Source organism: Streptomyces sp. CB03234, from assembly GCF_001905885.1.
Lineage (GTDB): Bacteria > Actinomycetota > Actinomycetes > Streptomycetales > Streptomycetaceae > Streptomyces.
Genome location: NZ_LIYH01000009.1, coordinates 296,476 through 313,355 on the forward strand (window position 1 = coordinate 296,476; position 16,880 = coordinate 313,355).

Below are 16,880 nucleotides of genomic sequence, written 5' to 3' on the forward strand. Positions count from 1 at the left end.
TCCCAGCACGCGCGAGTCGACCGGCGGTGGAGCTCTTCCACTGGGTGCAAGTCCCGGCCGCGCGCGCCCGGTGGGCTTCGACTCAGTGGAACCGTCGTGGCCCCGGGCCGTGCCGGCTGCCTAACGTCGGCGTATGAGCGCCTACGCCTTGCAAAGAGCAGTCTTCGACCGGCTGAGGGCCGGTGAACGCGGGCGGCCGGAGCCGTCCGACGACGGGTACGAACTGTCCGGCGCCGAGCGGGCGGCCCTCCGGGGCCGGGACCTCCGCGCGCTCACCCTGCTGGGTGTGCACCCGGTGCTGCTGAACGCCTTCGCCCGGTCCTGCGGCATCACCCGCGACGGCTACCGGGCGATGCTGACCGGTACCGCCGCGGCGGTGGAGGGGAGCCCTCGATGGCGCGCGTCGTAGCGGCGTTCGCGGCCTCGCACGCGCCGATGATGCTGGCTGCCCGGGACATCGCGCCGGCCGCGCAGCGGGACCGTTTCCTCGACGGCCTGGGGCAGGCGGTGCGGCGGGTACGGGAGGGCGGCGCCGAAGCCGTGGTGGTGATCTCCAACGAGCACTTCACCAACTTCTTCCTGGGGAACTTCCCGCAGCACTGCGTGGGCCTGGCCGGCCGGCACACCGGGCCGGCCGAGCCCTGGCTGCCGATGCCGCACGGTGACGTACCGGGCCACTCCGCCCTCGCGCACGAGCTGACCCGCCATCTGCTCGGCCAGGGCTTCGAACCCGCACTCTCCCACGACCTCCACCTCGACCACGGGGTGATGACGGTCTACCACGCCGTCGACGAGACGCTGCGCCTGCCGCTGGTGCCCATACTGCAGAACTGTGCCGTCGCCCCGATGCCGACGCTGCGCCGCTGCCACGAGCTGGGGGCCGCGCTGGGCAAGGCCCTCGCGGAGTGCACGGCGGTGGACCGGGTGGCCGTGGTCGCCGCGGGCGGCCTGTCGCACACGATCGGCACCGAGCGGGTCGGCGAGATCGACACCGAGTTCGACCGCTGGTTCCTCGACCGGATGGCCGCCAACCGGTTCGACGACGTCCTGGACATGGCTGACCGGGAGCTGGAGGCGGCCGGCAACGGCGCGCACGAGATCCGCAGCTGGCTCACGCTGGCGGGGCTCGCCGACCGGCCGGCCCGGATCCTCGCCTACGAACCGGTCCAGGAGTGGATCACCGGCATGGGCGTGGCCGACTACGACCTGTCCCCGGCGTGGTCGTGACCGGCCGGGACCCGGCGCCCGGCACCCGGCGGGCCGTGGACGTCCACACCCATGCGATGCCCCTGCCCCTGCTGCGCTGGCTCGGTGACCGCTCACTGGCCGCGCTCGACGGACTGGACGAGGCCCATGTCGTACGGATCGACCCGCGGATCTCAGGGGTGGCCAAGGACGCCCCGCTGCCCTGTCCACCGGCGCAGGTCGAGATCGGGGCACGCCTCGCGCTCATGGACCGGACGGGGGTGGGGCAGCACGCGGTGGCCCTGCCGCCGTTCCTGATGGGTTCGGGGCTCACCGACCCGGTGCTGCTGCGGGAGCTGACCCGTCGCGGCAACGACGCCCTGGCCGGATACGCCGCCGGGGCGCCGGACCGGCTGTGCGCCCTGGGCACGGTCCCGGTGGGGGACCCGTCCGCCGCCGAGGAGGCCCGCCGCTGCCTGGACGACCTGGGCATGGCGGGGGTGGCCATCGGCAGCCAGGGCCTGGGCCGCGAGCTGGACGACCCGGTCAACGAGGAGCTGTGGGCCTTCCTCGCCCGGCGGCAGGCCTTCACCTTCCTGCACCCCAGCGTGCCGGTGGAGCCCGAGCGCACCCGCGCCTACTGGATGGCCCAGCTGGTGGGCTTCCCGATGGAGACGGCCCTGGCGGTGTCCCGGCTGGCCCTCGGCGGGGTGCTGGAACGGCACCGCTTCCCGCTGTGCCTGGCGCACGGCGGCGGGTGCCTGCCGGCCCTGGCGGGCCGCCTGGACCTCGGGTGGGCCCGTAAACCACCGGCCAGGGTCTCCTCGTCCCCGCCCAGCACCTGGCTGCGGGGTCTGTACTACGACACCGCCGTCTTCTCCCGCGAGCAGCTGGCCCGCCTGGTCGCGGACGTCGGGGCGGAGCACGTGCTGCTGGGCACGGACACGCCCTTCGACCTGGCCGACGAGGACCCGCTGCGGACCGTACGGGAACTGGGCCTGGACGAACGGGAGTCGGAGCTGGTGCTGGGCGGCAACGCCCGCCGGCTGCTCGCTCATGCGTTCCTGTCCCCGGGCTCTAGCGAGCGTCAGGAACCTGGCGTCGCGTCATGACGACCGCCCCAGGGAGGTAGCCCGTGTCACTCTCACTCACAGCATCGCGCGGCCCGGCGGAGCCGGCCGCCGGGCAGGTCCCGCTCACCGAACGGCTGGCCCGGTCGGCCGCGGCCACGGACGGGGTACGGCAGTCGACGGCGGAGTTCGACGCCTGGCTGGAGGCCCGCCGCACGGCGCACGTGTTCTCGTCGGAGCGGGTGCCGCTCGCGGAGATCGACGGCTGGCACACCGCGGCCGACTCGGGGAACCTGGTGCACCGCAGCGGGCGCTTCTACTCGGTGGAGGGGCTGCGCGTACAGACCTCCAACGGGCCCTATCCGCAGTGGCACCAGCCCGTCATCAACCAGCCGGAGACCGGTGTCCTCGGCATCCTCTGCCAGGAGTTCGACGGGGTCCTGCACTTCCTGATGCAGGCGAAGATGGAGCCGGGCAACCGGCCGCTGCTCCAGCTCTCCCCCACCGTCCAGGCCACCCGCAGCAACTACACCCGCGCCCACAAAGGGGCCCCGGTCAAGCACATCGAGTTCTTCCTCGGCGCGCGCGGCGAGAGGACCATCGCGGACAGCCTCCAGTCGGAGCACGGCTGGTGGTTCTACCGCAAGCGCAACCGGAACATGATCGTCGAACTGGTCGACGAGGAGATCGCGTACGACGAGGACTTCTGCTGGCTGACCCTGGGTCAGATCTACGGGCTGCTCGCCCGCGACACCGTGATCAACATGGATTCGCGGACGGTGCTGTCCTGCCTGCCCTCGGTCGGCGCGGCCGTCGACGGGCCCGCCGACCGGTTCCAGCGGGCCCTCGCGGCCTCCCGGGAGCCCTCCGCCGGCGCCCTGACCACCCTGCCCGAACTGCTGCGCTGGCACACCGACCAGCTCTGCGAGCACTGGGTGGACGCCACCCGGATCCCGCTGCGCGACCTGCCCGGCTGGCGGCGCACCGACGAGGCCATCGTCCGCGACGACGGCCGGCACTTCCGGGTGGTGGGGGTCAGGGTCGAGGCCGGCAACCGCGAGGTCACCTCCTGGAGCCAGCCTCTCATCGAGCCCCACGGCCCCGGCCTGGCGGCGCTGCTGGTCAGGGAGTTCGACGGAGTGCTGCACGCCCTGGTGCACGCCAAGGTGGAGGGCGGCCTGGTCGACGCGCTGGAGCTGGGTCCGACGGTGCAGTGCCGCCCGGGCAACTACGACGACGACGAGCAGCCGCTCTTCCTCGACCAGGTGCTGGGCGCCGGTCCCGGCTCGATCCGCTACGACGCCGTCCAGGCGGAGGAGGGCGGCCGGTTCCTCGGCGCGGACTTCCGCTATGTGATCGCCGAGGCCGACGAGAGCCTGACCGAGGAGCTGCCCCCGGGGTACGCCTGGCTCACCGCGTCCCAGCTCGGCGACCTCATCCGGCGCGGCCAGTACCTGAGCGTGCAGGCCCGCACCCTGGTGACCTGCCTCAACACCCTGGGATGAGCGGCATGAACGGAAGAAGCGCTGTCACCCCACCGGGCGGTCCCGAGCCCGTCCGGATCGCCGTCCTGGGCTGTGCGGACATCGCCCGGCGCCGGATGCTGCCCGCCTTCGCGGCCGATCCCGGCAGCCGGGTGGTGGCGGTGGCCAGCAGGGACGCGTCCAAGGCCCGTGACCTGGCAGGCCGTTACGGGTGCGAGCCCGTGACGGGCTACGCGCAGGTGCTGGCGGACCCCGGCGTGGAAGCGGTCTATGTGCCGCTGCCCGTGTCGCTGCACGCCGAGTGGATCGAGCGGGCGCTGCGGGCGGGCAAGCACGTGCTGGGCGAGAAACCACTGACTCCCGACGCCGGCGTCACGCAGCGGCTGTTCGCGCTGGCGCGCTCCCGCGGCCTGGTGCTCGCCGAGAACTTCATGTGGCCGTACCACCGGCGGCACCGCCGGGTGCGGGAGCTGCTGGCGGACGGCGCCATCGGGGAACTGCGTGGTTTCACCGGCGAGTTCACCATCCCGGCACCGCCACCGGGAAACATCCGCTACCGGCCCGAGCTGGGCGGCGGCGCCCTGCTGGACATCGCCGTCCACCCGCTGCTCGCCGCCTGGCTCCACCTGGGACCGGAGCTCGAGGTCCGCGGCGCCCGGCTGCGCCGGCACCCCGTGCACGGGGTGGACACCGGCGGCGCGGTCCTGCTGTCGGCGCCCGGCGGGACGACCGCGCAGGTGGTGTTCGGCATGGAGCACGCCTACCGGTCGGCGTACGAACTCTGCGGCAGCGAGGGGCGGCTGCGCGTCGAGCGGGCGTACGCCCCGGCCGCCGGTCACCCGACCGTGATCCGGCTGGAACGGCCGAACGGCTCCCAGGAGGTGACCGTGGAATCCGACGACCAGTACCTCAACGCGGTACGCGCGTTCTCACTCGCCGTCCGCAACGCGCCGAACGATCTGCGCGAGGACCAGTCCCTCGCCCTGGCCCGGCTCCTGGCCGGCGTCCACGCGGCGGACGCCACCGCCCCGGCGACGGCGTCCGCCACCACGCCCTGACGCGGGGCGGTCACCACGGCCGCACCGGCGTGGTGACCGCTCTGCGCGCGGTTCCACCGGCACGGCTCGGTGACCGCCCCGCGCCCCGGCCGGGCGTCCGGTACAGGCGGCCCCGCCGACCCCGCGCGAAAGGCGGGGCGTCCGGAGCACCGTCACCGCCCTGCGCCCCGGCCGGGCGTCACCGGCCGGAGGCGAGCCCGTCCCGCGGTACCGGGGCGGCCCGGATGTGCGCACCGGGCATGGCGGAAGGCCCCGTCGTGGACGGGGCCTTCCGCCGGCGCTCCGGCGCCACCGCCAGAGGCGGGCGGGCTCAGAAGAGCTTCTCGTAGCGACCGAGGGTGTCACCCGGGCTGGGCCCGTCGAGGGCCTGGTACATGCGCTCAGCGCCTTCACCGACCCGCCAGATCTGGGTGTGGGCGAGCTCCACCCTGGTGTGGTGCTCGTCCACGGGCGTGAAGTAGACCTCGATGAGACCGGCCTTCTCGTCGTCCGGCAGCGGCTGCCACCGCGCGTCGATGCGCCAGGTCAGGATCAGCTTCTCGCCCGGCACGTACTCCCGGATCGTGCCCCAGGTCATCTCATTGCCCTCGGCGTCCCACTCGTAGTAGCGGCCTCCGGCCTCACGGTCGAAGGCGATACCCGCCCGCGGGGTCTTCAGCAGGACGTGGTGCGGCGGGAACCAGTCCTGCGGCCGCTCGACGAACACCTGGAAGGCGTCCTCGGGCGTGGCCGCGACGGTCACCGACTTCCGTACGTCCGGAATCGTCTGTTCGGGCACGGGCCCTCCTCGCTCGCTGTGCACGCGGGAGCGCGCACGGGATTCGCCATACCCCGCTACGCTCCCGCGCCCCGCTCGACGCCCTGTCGGGCTCGGCTCGAGGACGACCGCGAGAGGGAATCGAGGCGGCTGCGAGGCCGCGTTGGGACGGTCGCTGACGACCGGACGGCCCGGTCACCGACCACAGCGGGGAGAGCACGATGACAGACGCGGGACGACGAGTCGCATTCGTCACCGGCGCGACCAGTGGGATCGGCCTCGCCGTGACCGAACTCCTGGCCCGCCAGGGCGCCGCCGTCTTCGGCGTCGCACGGAGCGAGGAGAGCGTGCGCACGGTCGTGAAGCGGCTGCGTGAAGAGGGCCTGGAGGTGGCCGGCACGGTCTGCGACGTGACGTCGCCCGAGGAGATCCGCGCCGCGGTCGAGGCGGCCGTCGCCGAGTACGGGCGGATCGACATCCTGGTCAACAACGCGGGCCGGGGCGGCGGCGGTGTCACCGCCGAGATCGGGGACGCGCTGTGGAACGAGGTCATCGAGACCAACCTCAACGGCACCTTCCGGGTCACCCGCGAGGTCCTGAGCACCGGCCGGATGAGCGAGGGCGACTGGGGGCGGATCGTCAACATCGCCTCCACCGGCGGCAAGCAGGGCGTGGAACTGGCCGCCCCGTACTCCGCCTCCAAGCACGGCGTCATCGGTTTCACCAAGGCGGTGGGCAAGGAACTCGCCAAGACCGGCATCACCGTCAACGCGGTCTGCCCCGGCTACGTCGAGACGCCGATGGCCCAGCGGGTGCGCCAGGGTTACGCGGGCCACTACGGGGTCAGCGAGGAGGAGATCCAGGACAAGTTCAACGCGAAGATCCCGCTCGGCCGCTACTCGACCCCCGAGGAGGTCGCCGGCCTCGTCGGCTATCTGACCTCGGACCTGGCCGCCTCCATCACCGCGCAGGCGCTCAACGTCTGCGGCGGCCTCGGCAACTACTGAGGCCCGTACCACTGAGGCTTCGACCCCGAAACGGAGCAGGCGCCATGACCTACGCGGCAAGCACATTGCTCGCCCGGCCCGATATCGCGTCCTTCCGGTCCGCGATGGGCCGCTTCCCCACCGGAGTGACCCTCCTCACCCAGGGCAGCGGTGACGACACCCTGGTCACCACCCTCAACAGCTTCGTATCGGTGTCCCTCGACCCGCTGCTGGTCCTGGTGTCCGTGAAGGCCGACGGCCAGATCCGCCCCCGGGTGATCCGGCGGCAGAGCTTCGCGGTGAACGTGCTCGCCGAGCCGCAGCGGGACCTGGCCCAGGAGTTCAGCCGTCCCGACCGCTCGCAGGGACAGGCCGCGATGCTGCGGCTGGCCGCCGTGGACGGTGTCACCGGCAACGCGGTGATGCCGGGCGCGGAGGCGTACTTCGAGTGCGGGCTGCACCAGGCGTACGACGCCGGTGATCACGTCCTGCTCATCGGGCACGTCGTCGCCCTGCGGGCCGGTGCCGGTGAGGCCGACCCGCTCGTCTTCCACCAGGGCCGCTTCCGCCGGCTGCCCGCCGGGCTCGGGGAGGCGGCGTGAGCGCCCCCACCGCCTCCCCCTCCGTCTCCGTCTCCGTCGCCCCGCACGGCACGTTGCGGGAAGTCGCGCCGGGCGTGCACGCGTTCGTCCAGCCCGACGGCGGATGGTGTCTGAACAACGCCGGCCTGATCACCGGCGAGGGCATCGGTGTGCTGGTGGACACCGCAGCCACCGAGGCCCGCGCCCGGCGGCTGCGCGAGGAGGCCGAGCGGGTCGTGCCCGGCGGTCCCGCCTTCGTGGTCAACACCCACTTCCACGGCGACCACACCTTCGGCAACGGCCAGTTCGTGCCCCGTGCGGTGATCGTCGCGCACGAGGGCACCCGTTCCGACACCGCCGAGGCGGGGCTGGGGCTGCGCGGGCTGTGGCCCGGCGTCGACTGGGGCGACACCCCGCTGACCCTGCCGGGACTCACCTTCCGTGACGCGCTGACGCTGTACGCGGGCGATCTGCGGGTGGAGCTGCTGCACGTGGGGCCCGCGCACACCGCCAACGACGTGGTGGTGTGGGTGCCTGAGCGCTCGGTGCTGTTCACCGGCGACGTGGTGTGGTCGGGCGTCACACCGTTCGTGCTCATGGGTTCCGTCACCGGTTCCCTGCGGGCGTTGGAGCGGCTGCGCGGCCTGGGCGCCCGTACGGTCGTACCGGGGCACGGCCCGGTCGGCGGCCCCGAGCTGCTCGACGCCACGGAGGCGTATCTGCGCTGGGTCCAGCTCCTGGCGGAGGAGGGCCTGCGGGACGGCCTGGGACCGCTCGCGGCGGCGGAGCGCGCCGAGCTGGGCGCGTTCGCCGGCCTGGTGGACTCCGAACGGCTGGTGGCCAACCTGCACCGGGCCTACGCGGAGCTGGAGGGACTCTCCCCGGGCGCCCGGATCGACGTCCTGGCGTCCTTCCAGGAGATGGTCGCCTTCCACGGCGGACTGCCCGCCTGCCACGCCTGACGGCATGCCCGCACACCCACCGGCGGGCGCCCGGGGAACCCCCGGGCAGGGCCTAGGCTGGCGGCGTGGGCAGAGTGCGGTTGAGCGTGGCGGAGCGGCGGGAGGAACTGCTGCGGGCCGCCGTCGCGCAGATCGAGGCGCGCGGTGTGGCGGCCGTGCGGATCGCCGACGTGGCGTCGGCGCTGGGCGTGAGCAACGCGCTCGTCCTGTACCACTTCTCGACCAAGGAGAAACTCGTGGCGGCGGCCTTCGCGTACGCCGCCGAGGGCGACCTCGCGCACCTGCGCCGCCTGCTGGGCCGCCGGACGACGGCGACCCGCCGGCTGCGGGCGGCCGTCCACTGGTACGCGCCGACCGGCCGGGCCAAGGGATGGCGCCTGTGGATCGAGGGCTGGGCCGCGGCGCTGCGCGAACCCGCGCTGCGGGATGTGGCCCAGGACCTCGACCGGCAGTGGAAGGCGGCGTTGACCGAGGTGCTCGCGGAAGGCGCGGCGGCGGGCGAGTTCCGCTGCGAGGACCCCGAGGCGGCGGCCTGGCGGCTGACCGCGTTCCTGGACGGCCTGGCCGTGCAGATGACCGCGTACGCGGCGTCCTTCTCCCGCGCCGCCATGCTGGCCTGGGCGGACGAAGCCCTCACCCGCGAACTCGGCCACCCGGCGGTCCCGCCCGCCGCCCCCGGCACGTCGAACGCGCGCGACACGCCCAGCGCACCGGGCCCGTCCGGCCCGCCCGGCCCACTCGGCGCCTGATCGCCCGGCGCCCGTACCAGGACCCGGGTTCCGGAGGCCAGGCCCAGGAGCCCGGTGCCGGAAGGCCCGCCCAAGGACCCCCGGTCCCAGGCCCCGTTCAAGGAGCCCGTCCAAGGCCCCGTTCAAGGAGCCCGTTCAAAGACTCGCCGTTGAAGGAGCCGGCCAGGGCTCCCGCTGCCTACAGCGGGAGCAGGTCCGGGCGCTTGGCCGAGACGTGGTCGCCGGAGGATTCGCCGCGCAGGCGGCGGCCGATCCACGGGACCAGGTACTCGCGCGCCCACTGGATGTCGTCGCGGCGGAGTTCGAGGGGGCCGCGCGGCGGAAGGGGCGGCCAGGGCTGGTCCGGGTCGGCGGGAACGTCGACGCCCAGGACCTGGCCGGCCCGCAGGGCGACGCGGGTGTGGCCCTCGGGAGACAGGTGCAGCCGGTCGGCGTCCCAGGCGCGCCTGTCCTGGACGGTCTTGAGGGACCACAGGTCCAGGACGGGGCAGCCGTAGCGGTCCGCGACGGCACGGACGTGCCCGTTGTACGTGGCGATCTTGCCGCGCAGCCGGCGCAGCACCGGCACGCTGCGGGTGTCGAACCCGGTGGTCACCAGGACCGTGCCGACCGCGGACGTCAGGTCGGCGACCGCTCGTTCGAAGCGCTCGGCGACGTCGTCCGGGTCGCTGCCCGGCCGGATGATGTCGTTGCCGCCCGCGCAGAAGGTCACCAGGTCGGGGGCGAGTTCCTTGGCCCGCGGCACCTGCTCCTCCACGATCTGGTCGAGGAGCCGCCCGCGTACGGCGAGGTTGGCGTACCGGAACTCCTCGGGCTCCGGAAGCCGGTCGGCGAGCAGCACCGCGAGGCGGTCCGCCCAGCCGGCGAACGTTCCGTCGGGCCCAGGGTCTCCGACGCCCTCGGTGAAGCTGTCACCGATCGCCGCGTACGACCCGAATACGTCACTGTCTCTGAATCTCGAATCGTCTGCCACGGGAGCACATCATTCACCCGGTGATGTGACCTACGCGACCGTAAGGAGGGGTTGACGGGCAGTGATTTTTGCCACCGGTCAAGATTCGCCCAAGCCCGGAATACGACTCCGCCCGGCACCGGGAGGCGGTGCCGGGCGGAGTGCTCCCGCTCGGAGCCGGCGTCAGATGGAGACGCCGTGCTGGCGGAGGTACGCCAGCGGGTCGATGTCCGAGCCGTAGCTGGGGCTGGTGCGGATCTCGAAGTGGAGATGCGGGCCACTGGAGTTGCCGGTGGAGCCGGACAGGCCGATCTCCTGGCCGCCGCTCACGGTCTGGCCGGAGGAGACGGTCAGCGAGGAGAGGTGGGCGTACTGCGAGTAGTTGCCGTCGGCGTGCTGGATGACGACCTCGTTGCCGTACGCGCCGCTCCAGCCGGCGGACACGACGGTGCCCTGGCCGACGGCCTTGACGCTGGTGCCGGAGGAGGCGGCGAAGTCGACACCGGTGTGGTAACCGGAGGACCACATGGAGCCGGAGGCACGGTAGGGGGTGGTGACACCGGCGGAGACCGGGGCGGTGAAGCCCGAGGCCGCCGGGGCCTCGGCCTTGGCGGCGGAGCGCGAGGCGCGGCTCTCGGTACGGGTCTCGTCGGCCTTCGGCTTGGCCGGGGCGGCCTTCGCCGGAGCCGCCGTGGACTTGGCGCCGAGCGTGAGCTTCATGCCCGGGAGGATCAGCGACGGGTCCTCGCCGATGACCTGGCGGTTGTCCTGGTACAGCTTCTGCCAGCCGCCCTTGACGTTCTTGTTGCGGGCGATCTTGGAGAGGTGGTCGCCGGCGACCACGGTGTACGTGCGCGGCGCGGCCTTCTTCGCCGGGGCGGCGGGGGCGGCCTTGGCGGCGGTGGCCGCGGCGGTGACGGCCTGCTGCGGAGCGGCGGCCGGGGCGGCCTTCTCCGCGGCGTGCGCGCCGGTGGCGCCGAGCAGCGGGAGGGCGATGGCCGCGCCACCGGTACCGGCGGCGACGAAACCACGCGTAATGGAGCTGGACTTGGGACGGCGGTGCTTACCCTTCGCGGGCATGGCGAATTCCTCTCCGGCGCCTGCGAGGTGAGCTGTCGGGTTCGGACTGGAGTTGTCCGGCCGCGCCGTGGACGCGACTTCACCCCGAGCCGGTCCCGGAATTCCGGGGTCGGCGTACTACCTGGGTCCCCCGCTCCTGCCACGCGTGGGTGGGTGCGAATTCCGACCGGCGGCAGGATTCGGCGGTCCGGCCGGATTGCCGTGACCGTAAGCGAGGCGGCTCGACGTGAACAAGCCGCTGCTTTCTCTCCGGCATTCCGAGCGACGCGGCAGCGACGGAATTCCGGTCACCCTCCGTGGATTACGGATCATGCATTCCCTTTGTGTGCACGGAATTCATGAAGGGCGCCCCGCCACGGACGGTCACGGCTATGACGCTGCTCACGTGGCCCCACCCATCTCCCTTGCGACCAGGGCACGTTATATCTAATCCCTCAATACGGACAGAAGCATCATTACTTGACGACCCCCCTCAATCCCGCCGCCCGCGCAGCTGGATACTGAAACCATGGTGAAATAGGACAGAAAGTGGGATACGGGGCCGGCTCGCCCGGCGTGAGCAGCCGGCCCCGTCGTCCACAGAGACTGATTGCCCGACGCACCCATGTCGTATCGTCGGAACGCGACATCGTCGGCGGCCGGCGCCGACCACACACACGTCAGGAGCCCCCGTGACGCAGCAGCTGCCGCAGGTCCCGTCGATCGAGCCCGAGCTGACCGGAGTGCGCAACTTCCGTGACGTCGGCGGGCTTCCGACCGTGGACGGCCGGCGCGTGCGCCAGGGCAAGCTGTACCGCAGCGGCCACCTCGCGCACGCCACCGGCGAGGACGCGGCCTTCCTCGCGGGCCTCGGGCTGCACACGATCTTCGACTTCCGCAACGCCGCCGACCAGAAGCTCGAAGGCCCGGACGTCGAGCTGCCCGGCGTACGGAACGTGAACATCCCGCTCTCCGACCCGGCCGACGGCGCCGAGTTCTGGACCATGGTCCGCGACGGCGACATCGACCAGCTGCGCTCGATCCTGGCCGACGGGCAGGCGGCGGCCCGGATGACGGCCTCGTACCGCATGATCATCAAGGAGCGCACCGCCGAGCACAGCCGGGTCCTCCACGCGCTCGCCGAGGACAGCGTCCCGGCCCTGATGCACTGCGCCGCCGGCAAGGACCGGGCCGGGCTGTCCATAGCGGTGTCCCTGCTGGCCGTCGGCGTCGAGCGCGAGGCGATCGAGGAGGACTACCTCAAGTCCAACGACCCGCGCCGCCGCTACAAGGTGCGCCGCAGCGACAGCTCCCCGGCCGGGATGTCGCCGGAGGTCATGGAGCTGCTCAGCCCGCTGTTCGAGGCCCGCATGGAGTACCTGGCGGCGGCGTTCTCGACCATCGAGGAGACCTGGGGGTCGACCGACCGCTACCTGGCCGAGGGGCTGAAGCTCAGCCCCGAGACCCGCGAGCGGCTGCGCGAGCGCCTCCTCGACGAGAGCTGAGCCGCGCCTCAGCCGGCCCCGAGCTCGAAGAGCAGGTAGAGGAAGGCCGCGAAGAGGTGGCCCGCCACCAGGTAGGCGAAGAGCCGGACGGCGAGCCCTCGGGGGAACGTCCGTTCCTGGGACATGGCGGATCTCCGATCGAGGTCAGCGGCGGTGGGCGCCCGCGCCGAGGCACAGGTCGGCCGCGGCGCTCTGGATGAGGGTGTGCACGAACAGCAGCTCGGCCCCGGCGCGCGTGGCCGCGGCGATACGGTGCGGGGTCAGCGAGTCGAACTGCGCGCTGTCCCCGGGGTCGAGGACGTGCACGGCCTCCCCCAGGGCGAGGCGCACCCGGCCGTCGAGGACGTACAGCCACTCCTCCCCCGGGTGTACGCGCACGAGATCACCCGGGGTCGCGTACGGGACCTGGACGCGCAGCGCCTGCATCGCCCGTCCGGGGCCGCCGGCCTGGTGGTAGACCCACCCGTCGGCCTCCACCGGTTCGGCGCGCCCGGCCCGGACGATCGGGTCGCGCTCCGGCGGGATCTCGCCCAGCAGCTCGGAGACCGTCGTACCGTAGACGCGGGCGAGCCCGAGCAGCATCGGCAGCGACGGCTGCCGGCGGCCGGTCTCCAGCCTCGACAGGTGCGCTGGGGACAGCCCGGCGCGCTGCGCGGCGGCCTCCAGGGTGAGGCCGCGTCGCCGCCGCAGCGCCCGCAGCTGGGGCGCGACGTCCGGCAGCGCGCCCTGCGCCGCCCCGTCGGACGGCTCCCGGCCGGACAGTGCCCTGCCGGACGGCTCCCTGCCGGAGTGTGCCCTGCCGGACGGCTCCCGGCCGGAGTCTGCCTCTGCGGAAGTGCTCATGCGCTCATTGCGCCACCGCCTTCCCTCCCAGGCAAATTTCTTGCCCCAGAGGCAAAGCCACTCACCGGTTGGCGATCGCCTGCTTCACCAGCGTCCTGCCGAAGTCCCAGATCAGGCCTCCACCGCTGTGCGCCTCGTCCATGACGGTGGTGAACGCCTCGACGAACCGGTCGACCTCCCGCTCGCCGATGATCAGCGGCGGGATCAGCTTGATCACCTCGAGCCGGTCGCCGGAGACCTGTGTGAGGATGCGGTGCCGCTGCAGCAGCGGGACCACGACCATCTGGGCGAACAGACCCTTGCGGGCCGCCTGGAGCATCGTCCAGCGGCTGCGCAGCCCGAGCGAGGACGGGCGGCCGAACTCGATCCCGATCATCAGACCGCGGCCGCGCACCTCGTACAGCATCTCGTAGCGGTCGACGAGCGCCGCGAGCCGTGACCTCAGCAGCTCGCCGGTCCGCCGGGCGTTCGCCACGATCTCCTCGTCCTCGAGGACGGACAGCACCGCCAGCCCCGCCGCCATGGCCTGGGCGTTCGCCCCGAAGCTGGCCGAGTGGACGAGCACCCGGTCCATCGACGAGTACACCTTCTTGAAGATCTCGTCCGTGCCGAGGGTGGCGCCGACCGGCACATAGCCCCCGGACAGCGCCTTGGCGACGCACACCAGGTCCGGCTCGACGCCGTCCTCGTGCTGGTAGCCGTAGAAGGTGCCGGTCCGGCCGAGGCCGGTCTGCACCTCGTCGGCGATGAGGAGCGCCTTGTGCTTGCGGAGCAGGTCCTGGGCGGCGCGCAGGAACCCGGGCGGGGTCTCGTGCACACCCTTGCCCTGGATGGGCTCCACGATCAGGGCGGCCACGTCGCCCCGCTTCAGCTCCCGCTCCAGCGCCGACAGGTCGCCCAGCTCGATGGCGGTGTCCGGCAGCAGCGGGTCGAAGCCGTCGCGGAAGCAGCTCTCCCCGTTGACCGACAGCGAGCCGGTGGTCAGCCCGTGGAAGGCGTGCGCGCAGTACAGGACGCGCGGCCGGCCGGTCACGTACCGGGCGAACTTCAGCGCGGTCTCCACCGCCTCCGTGCCGCTGTTGGAGAAGAACACCCGCTCCAGGTGCGGCGAGTACGTCAGCAGCTTCTCGGCGAGCAGGCCCGGCAGGGGCGGGCAGTCGAAGCGGGTGAGGTCGGGCAGCTCCGCGTCGAGGACGTCGTGCAGGGCCTTGCGGACGACGGGATGGTGCCGGCCCAGCCCCATGACGCCGAAGCCGGCGAGCATGTCGAGGTAGTCGTTGCCGTCGGCGTCCCAGAAGTAGGCGCCCTCGGCGCGCTCGTAGACCTTGTCGAAGCCGATCGTATGGAGCATGCGCGACATCTGCGGGTTGAGGTGGCGGGCGTGCAGGTCGTAGCCCTCGGCACCCCGGTCGGCGAGCAGCGCCGCCAGATCGAACTTCTTGCTCATGCTTCGCTCTCCTTGCGTGCCGGCGTGCGTGCCAGCGCTCCGCTGATCCGTCCCGCGATCTCCACCGGGGTGAGCCCGATGTCGGCCAGCACCTCGCCGCGCTTGGCGTGTGCCAGGAACTGCTCCGGGATGCCGAAGGTCCGCAGCGGTACGTCGACCCCGGCGTCGCGCAGCGCCTGCCCGACCGCCCAGCCCACTCCCCCGCTGCGGCTGTTGTCCTCGACGACGGCGACCAGCCGGTGCTCCGCGGCCAGCGGGGCGAGCTGCTCGTCGACGGGCTTGACCCAGCGCGGGTCGACGACGGTGCAGCGGATGCCGCGCCCCGCCAGCAGCTCGGCCGCCCCGAGGCACACGGGCGCCATGACGCCGACGGCCACCAGCAGCACGTCCGGGTCGTCCGCCCGGTGCAGGACGTCCATGCCGCCGATCCGCCCGGTGGCGGGCACGGCCGGCCCCACCGGCTCCTTGGGGAAGCGCAGCACGGTGGGCGCGTCGGCCACGTCCACCGCCTCGCGCAGTTGCGCGCGCAGTTGCCCGGCGTCCCGCGGGGCGGCGATCCGCAGCCCGGGGACGACCTGGAGCACGGACAGGTCCCACATGCCGTTGTGCGAGGGGCCGTCCACGCCGGTCACACCCGCCCGGTCCAGGACGAAGGTGACACCGCACCTGTGCAGGGCCACGTCCATCAGGAGCTGGTCGAAGGCGCGGTTGAGGAAGGTGGCGTAGACGGCGACGACCGGGTGCAGGCCGCCGGTCGCGAGTCCGGCCGCGCAGACGGCGGCGTGCTGCTCGGCGATGCCGACGTCCCACACCCGGTCGGGGAACCGTTCGGCGAACTTCGTCAGCCCCACCGGGTGCAGCATCGCGGCGGTGAGGGCGACGACGTCCGGCCGTTCGGCGCCGATCTCGGCGATCGCGTCGCCGAACACGGACGTCCAGGACGGGCCGGCGGCGGGCACGAGCGGCTCGCAGGTCAGCGGGTCCATGGCGCCGACGGCGTGGAACCGGTCGGCCTCGTCCTCCAGGGCGGGCCCGTAGCCATGGCCCTTCTGGGTCAGGCAGTGGACGAGGACGGGGCCGTGGAACCGCTTGGCGCGGCGCAGCGCCGACTCGACGGCCGCGATGTCGTGCCCGTCGATGGGGCCGACGTACTTCAGGCCGAGGTCCTCGAACATGCCCTGGGGGGCGATGAAGTCCTTGAACCCCTTCTTGGCACCGTGCAGCGACCCGTACAGCGGCGGTCCGATGACCGGCGTGTGGCGCAGGACGTCCTTGCCCCAGGCCAGGAAGCGTTCGTAGCCGTCGGTGGTACGGAGGGTGGAGAGGTGGCCGGCGAGGCCGCCGATCGTCGGTGCGTAGGAGCGCTCGTTGTCGTTGACGACGATGATCAGCGGCCGGTCCTTGGCGGCGGCGATGTTGTTGAGCGCCTCCCACGCCATGCCGCCGGTGAGCGCGCCGTCGCCGATGACGGCGACGACGTGGTCGGTCCGGCCACGCAGGTCGCGTGCCTTGGCGAGGCCGTCGGCCCAGCCCAGCACGGTGGAGGCGTGGGAGTTCTCGATGACGTCGTGCTCGGACTCCTCGCGGCAGGGGTAGCCGGACAGACCGCCCTTGCCGCGCAGCTTGGAGAAGTCCTGCCGGCCGGTGAGCAGTTTGTGTACGTAGCTCTGGTGGCCGGTGTCCCACAGGACGCGGTCGACGGGCGAGTCGAACACCCGGTGCAGGGCGATGGTGAGTTCCACGACGCCCAGGTTGGGGCCGAGGTGGCCCCCGGTCCGCGCCACGGCATGGACCAGGAACTGCCGGATCTCCTCGGCCAGTTCGTCGAGCTTCGCGCTGTCAAGCGCCTTGAGGTCGCGCGGCCCCCGGATGGTTTCGAGAATCGTCACGCTCGGGCCTCTCTCTGCTGCTGTCAGCTCACGGTGACGGCGGGCTCTCCGGACATGACGCCGTCCTTCTCCATCTGCTCGGCGATCTTCATCGCTTCATCGATGAGGGTCTCCACGATCTTCGACTCCGGCACGGTCTTGATGACCTCGCCCCTGACGAAGACCTGCCCCTTGCCGTTGCCCGACGCGACACCCAGGTCCGCCTCACGGGCCTCGCCGGGACCGTTGACGACGCAGCCCATGACCGCGACGCGCAGCGGGACCTCCAGGCCGTCGAGGCCCGCGCTGACCTGGTCGGCCAGCTTGTAGACGTCGACCTGGGCGCGGCCGCAGGAGGGGCAGGAGACGATCTC

Annotated in this window: 18 protein-coding genes and 1 riboswitch; of the genes, 10 read left to right on the forward strand and 8 right to left on the reverse strand. The window is 72.6% G+C overall.

Features of this window, described 5'->3' with window-relative positions:
* Nucleotides 1-133: 133 nt before the first annotated feature.
* Genes AMK26_RS34025 through AMK26_RS34045 form a run of 5 tightly spaced genes read left to right on the forward strand, consistent with a single transcriptional unit; the run spans nt 134 to nt 4,797 of the window.
* Nucleotides 134-409 (forward strand): hypothetical protein, encoded by a 276-nt coding sequence (locus tag AMK26_RS34025; protein ID WP_073759879.1) that lies wholly within the window; start codon nt 134-136, stop codon nt 407-409.
* Nucleotides 394-1,227, forward strand: a complete 834-nt coding sequence (locus AMK26_RS34030; RefSeq protein WP_073759881.1) for a hypothetical protein — start codon at nt 394-396, stop codon at nt 1,225-1,227. Before AMK26_RS34025 ends, AMK26_RS34030 begins: the two co-directional genes overlap by 16 nt.
* The gene (locus AMK26_RS34035; protein WP_206745200.1) at nt 1,224-2,297 is read left to right on the forward strand and encodes an amidohydrolase family protein; all 1,074 of its coding nucleotides are present in this window, start codon (nt 1,224-1,226) and stop codon (nt 2,295-2,297) included. The genes AMK26_RS34030 and AMK26_RS34035 overlap by 4 nt, the downstream gene beginning before the upstream one ends.
* A gap of 23 nt (nt 2,298-2,320) precedes the next feature.
* Nucleotides 2,321-3,760: an NDP-hexose 2,3-dehydratase family protein gene (locus AMK26_RS34040; protein ID WP_073759885.1), complete on the forward strand. Its 1,440-nt coding sequence runs from the start codon at nt 2,321-2,323 to the stop codon at nt 3,758-3,760.
* Between the two features lie 5 nt (nt 3,761-3,765).
* Complete coding sequence (locus tag AMK26_RS34045) at nt 3,766-4,797, forward strand: Gfo/Idh/MocA family protein (RefSeq protein ID WP_073759887.1); 1,032 nt, start codon at nt 3,766-3,768, stop codon at nt 4,795-4,797.
* A 310-nt stretch (nt 4,798-5,107) separates the two neighbouring features.
* On the opposite strand, the gene AMK26_RS34050 is transcribed toward AMK26_RS34045, so the two are convergent.
* Entirely contained in the window at nt 5,108-5,575 is a 468-nt protein-coding gene (locus AMK26_RS34050; RefSeq protein ID WP_073759888.1) for an SRPBCC domain-containing protein, read from the reverse strand.
* 200 nt (nt 5,576-5,775) lie between these two features.
* Here AMK26_RS34050 and AMK26_RS34055 point away from each other — a divergent pair, with 200 nt between their 5' ends.
* The 4 genes from AMK26_RS34055 (at nt 5,776) to AMK26_RS34070 (ending at nt 8,832) form a co-directional block, all read left to right on the forward strand.
* Nucleotides 5,776-6,561 carry an SDR family NAD(P)-dependent oxidoreductase gene (locus tag AMK26_RS34055; protein ID WP_073759889.1) on the forward strand — a complete coding sequence of 262 codons (786 nt, stop codon included), beginning with the start codon at nt 5,776-5,778 and terminating at the stop codon, nt 6,559-6,561.
* 44 nt (nt 6,562-6,605) lie between these two features.
* On the forward strand, nt 6,606-7,142 hold the full coding sequence (locus AMK26_RS34060; RefSeq protein WP_073759890.1) for a flavin reductase family protein: 537 nt from the start codon (nt 6,606-6,608) through the stop codon (nt 7,140-7,142).
* Nucleotides 7,139-8,083, forward strand: a complete 945-nt coding sequence (locus AMK26_RS34065) for an MBL fold metallo-hydrolase (RefSeq protein WP_079277967.1) — start codon at nt 7,139-7,141, stop codon at nt 8,081-8,083. Before AMK26_RS34060 ends, AMK26_RS34065 begins: the two co-directional genes overlap by 4 nt.
* Nucleotides 8,084-8,148: 65 nt before the next feature.
* Nucleotides 8,149-8,832, forward strand: a complete 684-nt coding sequence (locus AMK26_RS34070) for a TetR/AcrR family transcriptional regulator (RefSeq protein WP_198944237.1) — start codon at nt 8,149-8,151, stop codon at nt 8,830-8,832.
* Nucleotides 8,833-9,010: 178 nt separating this feature from the next.
* Here the strand turns inward: AMK26_RS34070 and AMK26_RS34075 are convergent, their stop codons facing one another.
* Both AMK26_RS34075 and AMK26_RS34080 read right to left on the reverse strand, forming a co-directional pair.
* Entirely contained in the window at nt 9,011-9,805 is a 795-nt protein-coding gene (locus AMK26_RS34075; RefSeq protein ID WP_073759891.1) for an SGNH/GDSL hydrolase family protein, read from the reverse strand.
* A 162-nt stretch (nt 9,806-9,967) separates the two neighbouring features.
* Nucleotides 9,968-10,864, reverse strand: a complete 897-nt coding sequence (locus AMK26_RS34080; RefSeq protein ID WP_073759892.1) for a M23 family metallopeptidase — start codon at nt 10,862-10,864, stop codon at nt 9,968-9,970.
* Nucleotides 10,865-10,868: 4 nt separating this feature from the next.
* Nucleotides 10,869-11,026: riboswitch (cyclic di-AMP (ydaO/yuaA leader) on the reverse strand.
* Nucleotides 11,027-11,535: 509 nt separating this feature from the next.
* Here AMK26_RS34080 and AMK26_RS34085 point away from each other — a divergent pair.
* Nucleotides 11,536-12,348 (forward strand): tyrosine-protein phosphatase, encoded by an 813-nt coding sequence (locus AMK26_RS34085; protein WP_073759893.1) that lies wholly within the window; start codon nt 11,536-11,538, stop codon nt 12,346-12,348.
* 8 nt (nt 12,349-12,356) lie between these two features.
* On the opposite strand, the gene AMK26_RS34090 is transcribed toward AMK26_RS34085, so the two are convergent.
* The 5 genes from AMK26_RS34090 to AMK26_RS34110 form a co-directional block, all read right to left on the reverse strand.
* Nucleotides 12,357-12,473 carry a DUF6126 family protein gene (locus tag AMK26_RS34090; RefSeq protein WP_073759894.1) on the reverse strand — a complete coding sequence of 39 codons (117 nt, stop codon included), beginning with the start codon at nt 12,471-12,473 and terminating at the stop codon, nt 12,357-12,359.
* Between the two features lie 19 nt (nt 12,474-12,492).
* Nucleotides 12,493-13,191, reverse strand: a complete 699-nt coding sequence (locus tag AMK26_RS34095; RefSeq protein ID WP_079277969.1) for an XRE family transcriptional regulator — start codon at nt 13,189-13,191, stop codon at nt 12,493-12,495.
* A 61-nt stretch (nt 13,192-13,252) separates the two neighbouring features.
* Nucleotides 13,253-14,638: an aspartate aminotransferase family protein gene (locus AMK26_RS34100; RefSeq protein ID WP_073759896.1), complete on the reverse strand. Its 1,386-nt coding sequence runs from the start codon at nt 14,636-14,638 to the stop codon at nt 13,253-13,255.
* Complete coding sequence (dxs, locus tag AMK26_RS34105) at nt 14,635-16,527, reverse strand: 1-deoxy-D-xylulose-5-phosphate synthase (protein WP_073759898.1); 1,893 nt, start codon at nt 16,525-16,527, stop codon at nt 14,635-14,637. Before dxs ends, AMK26_RS34100 begins: the two co-directional genes overlap by 4 nt.
* Nucleotides 16,528-16,550: 23 nt before the next feature.
* A partial coding sequence (locus tag AMK26_RS34110) for a flavodoxin-dependent (E)-4-hydroxy-3-methylbut-2-enyl-diphosphate synthase (protein WP_158071172.1) occupies nt 16,551-16,880 on the reverse strand: 330 nt, incomplete at its 5' end.

Bases quoted from the DNA above. Each gene is read 5' to 3' on its own strand.
- AMK26_RS34025 (WP_073759879.1), top strand. From the start codon at position 134: ATGAGCGCCTACGCCTTGCAAAGAGCAGTCTTCGACCGGCTGAGGGCC.
- AMK26_RS34030 (WP_073759881.1), top strand. From the start codon at position 394: ATGGCGCGCGTCGTAGCGGCGTTCGCGGCCTCGCACGCGCCGATGATG.
- AMK26_RS34045 (WP_073759887.1), top strand. From the start codon at position 3,766: ATGAACGGAAGAAGCGCTGTCACCCCACCGGGCGGTCCCGAGCCCGTC.
- AMK26_RS34055 (WP_073759889.1), top strand. From the start codon at position 5,776: ATGACAGACGCGGGACGACGAGTCGCATTCGTCACCGGCGCGACCAGT.
- AMK26_RS34060 (WP_073759890.1), top strand. From the start codon at position 6,606: ATGACCTACGCGGCAAGCACATTGCTCGCCCGGCCCGATATCGCGTCC.
- AMK26_RS34080 (WP_073759892.1), bottom strand. From the start codon at position 10,864: ATGCCCGCGAAGGGTAAGCACCGCCGTCCCAAGTCCAGCTCCATTACG.
- AMK26_RS34090 (WP_073759894.1), bottom strand. From the start codon at position 12,473: ATGTCCCAGGAACGGACGTTCCCCCGAGGGCTCGCCGTCCGGCTCTTC.
- AMK26_RS34095 (WP_079277969.1), bottom strand. From the start codon at position 13,191: ATGAGCACTTCCGCAGAGGCAGACTCCGGCCGGGAGCCGTCCGGCAGG.
- AMK26_RS34100 (WP_073759896.1), bottom strand. From the start codon at position 14,638: ATGAGCAAGAAGTTCGATCTGGCGGCGCTGCTCGCCGACCGGGGTGCC.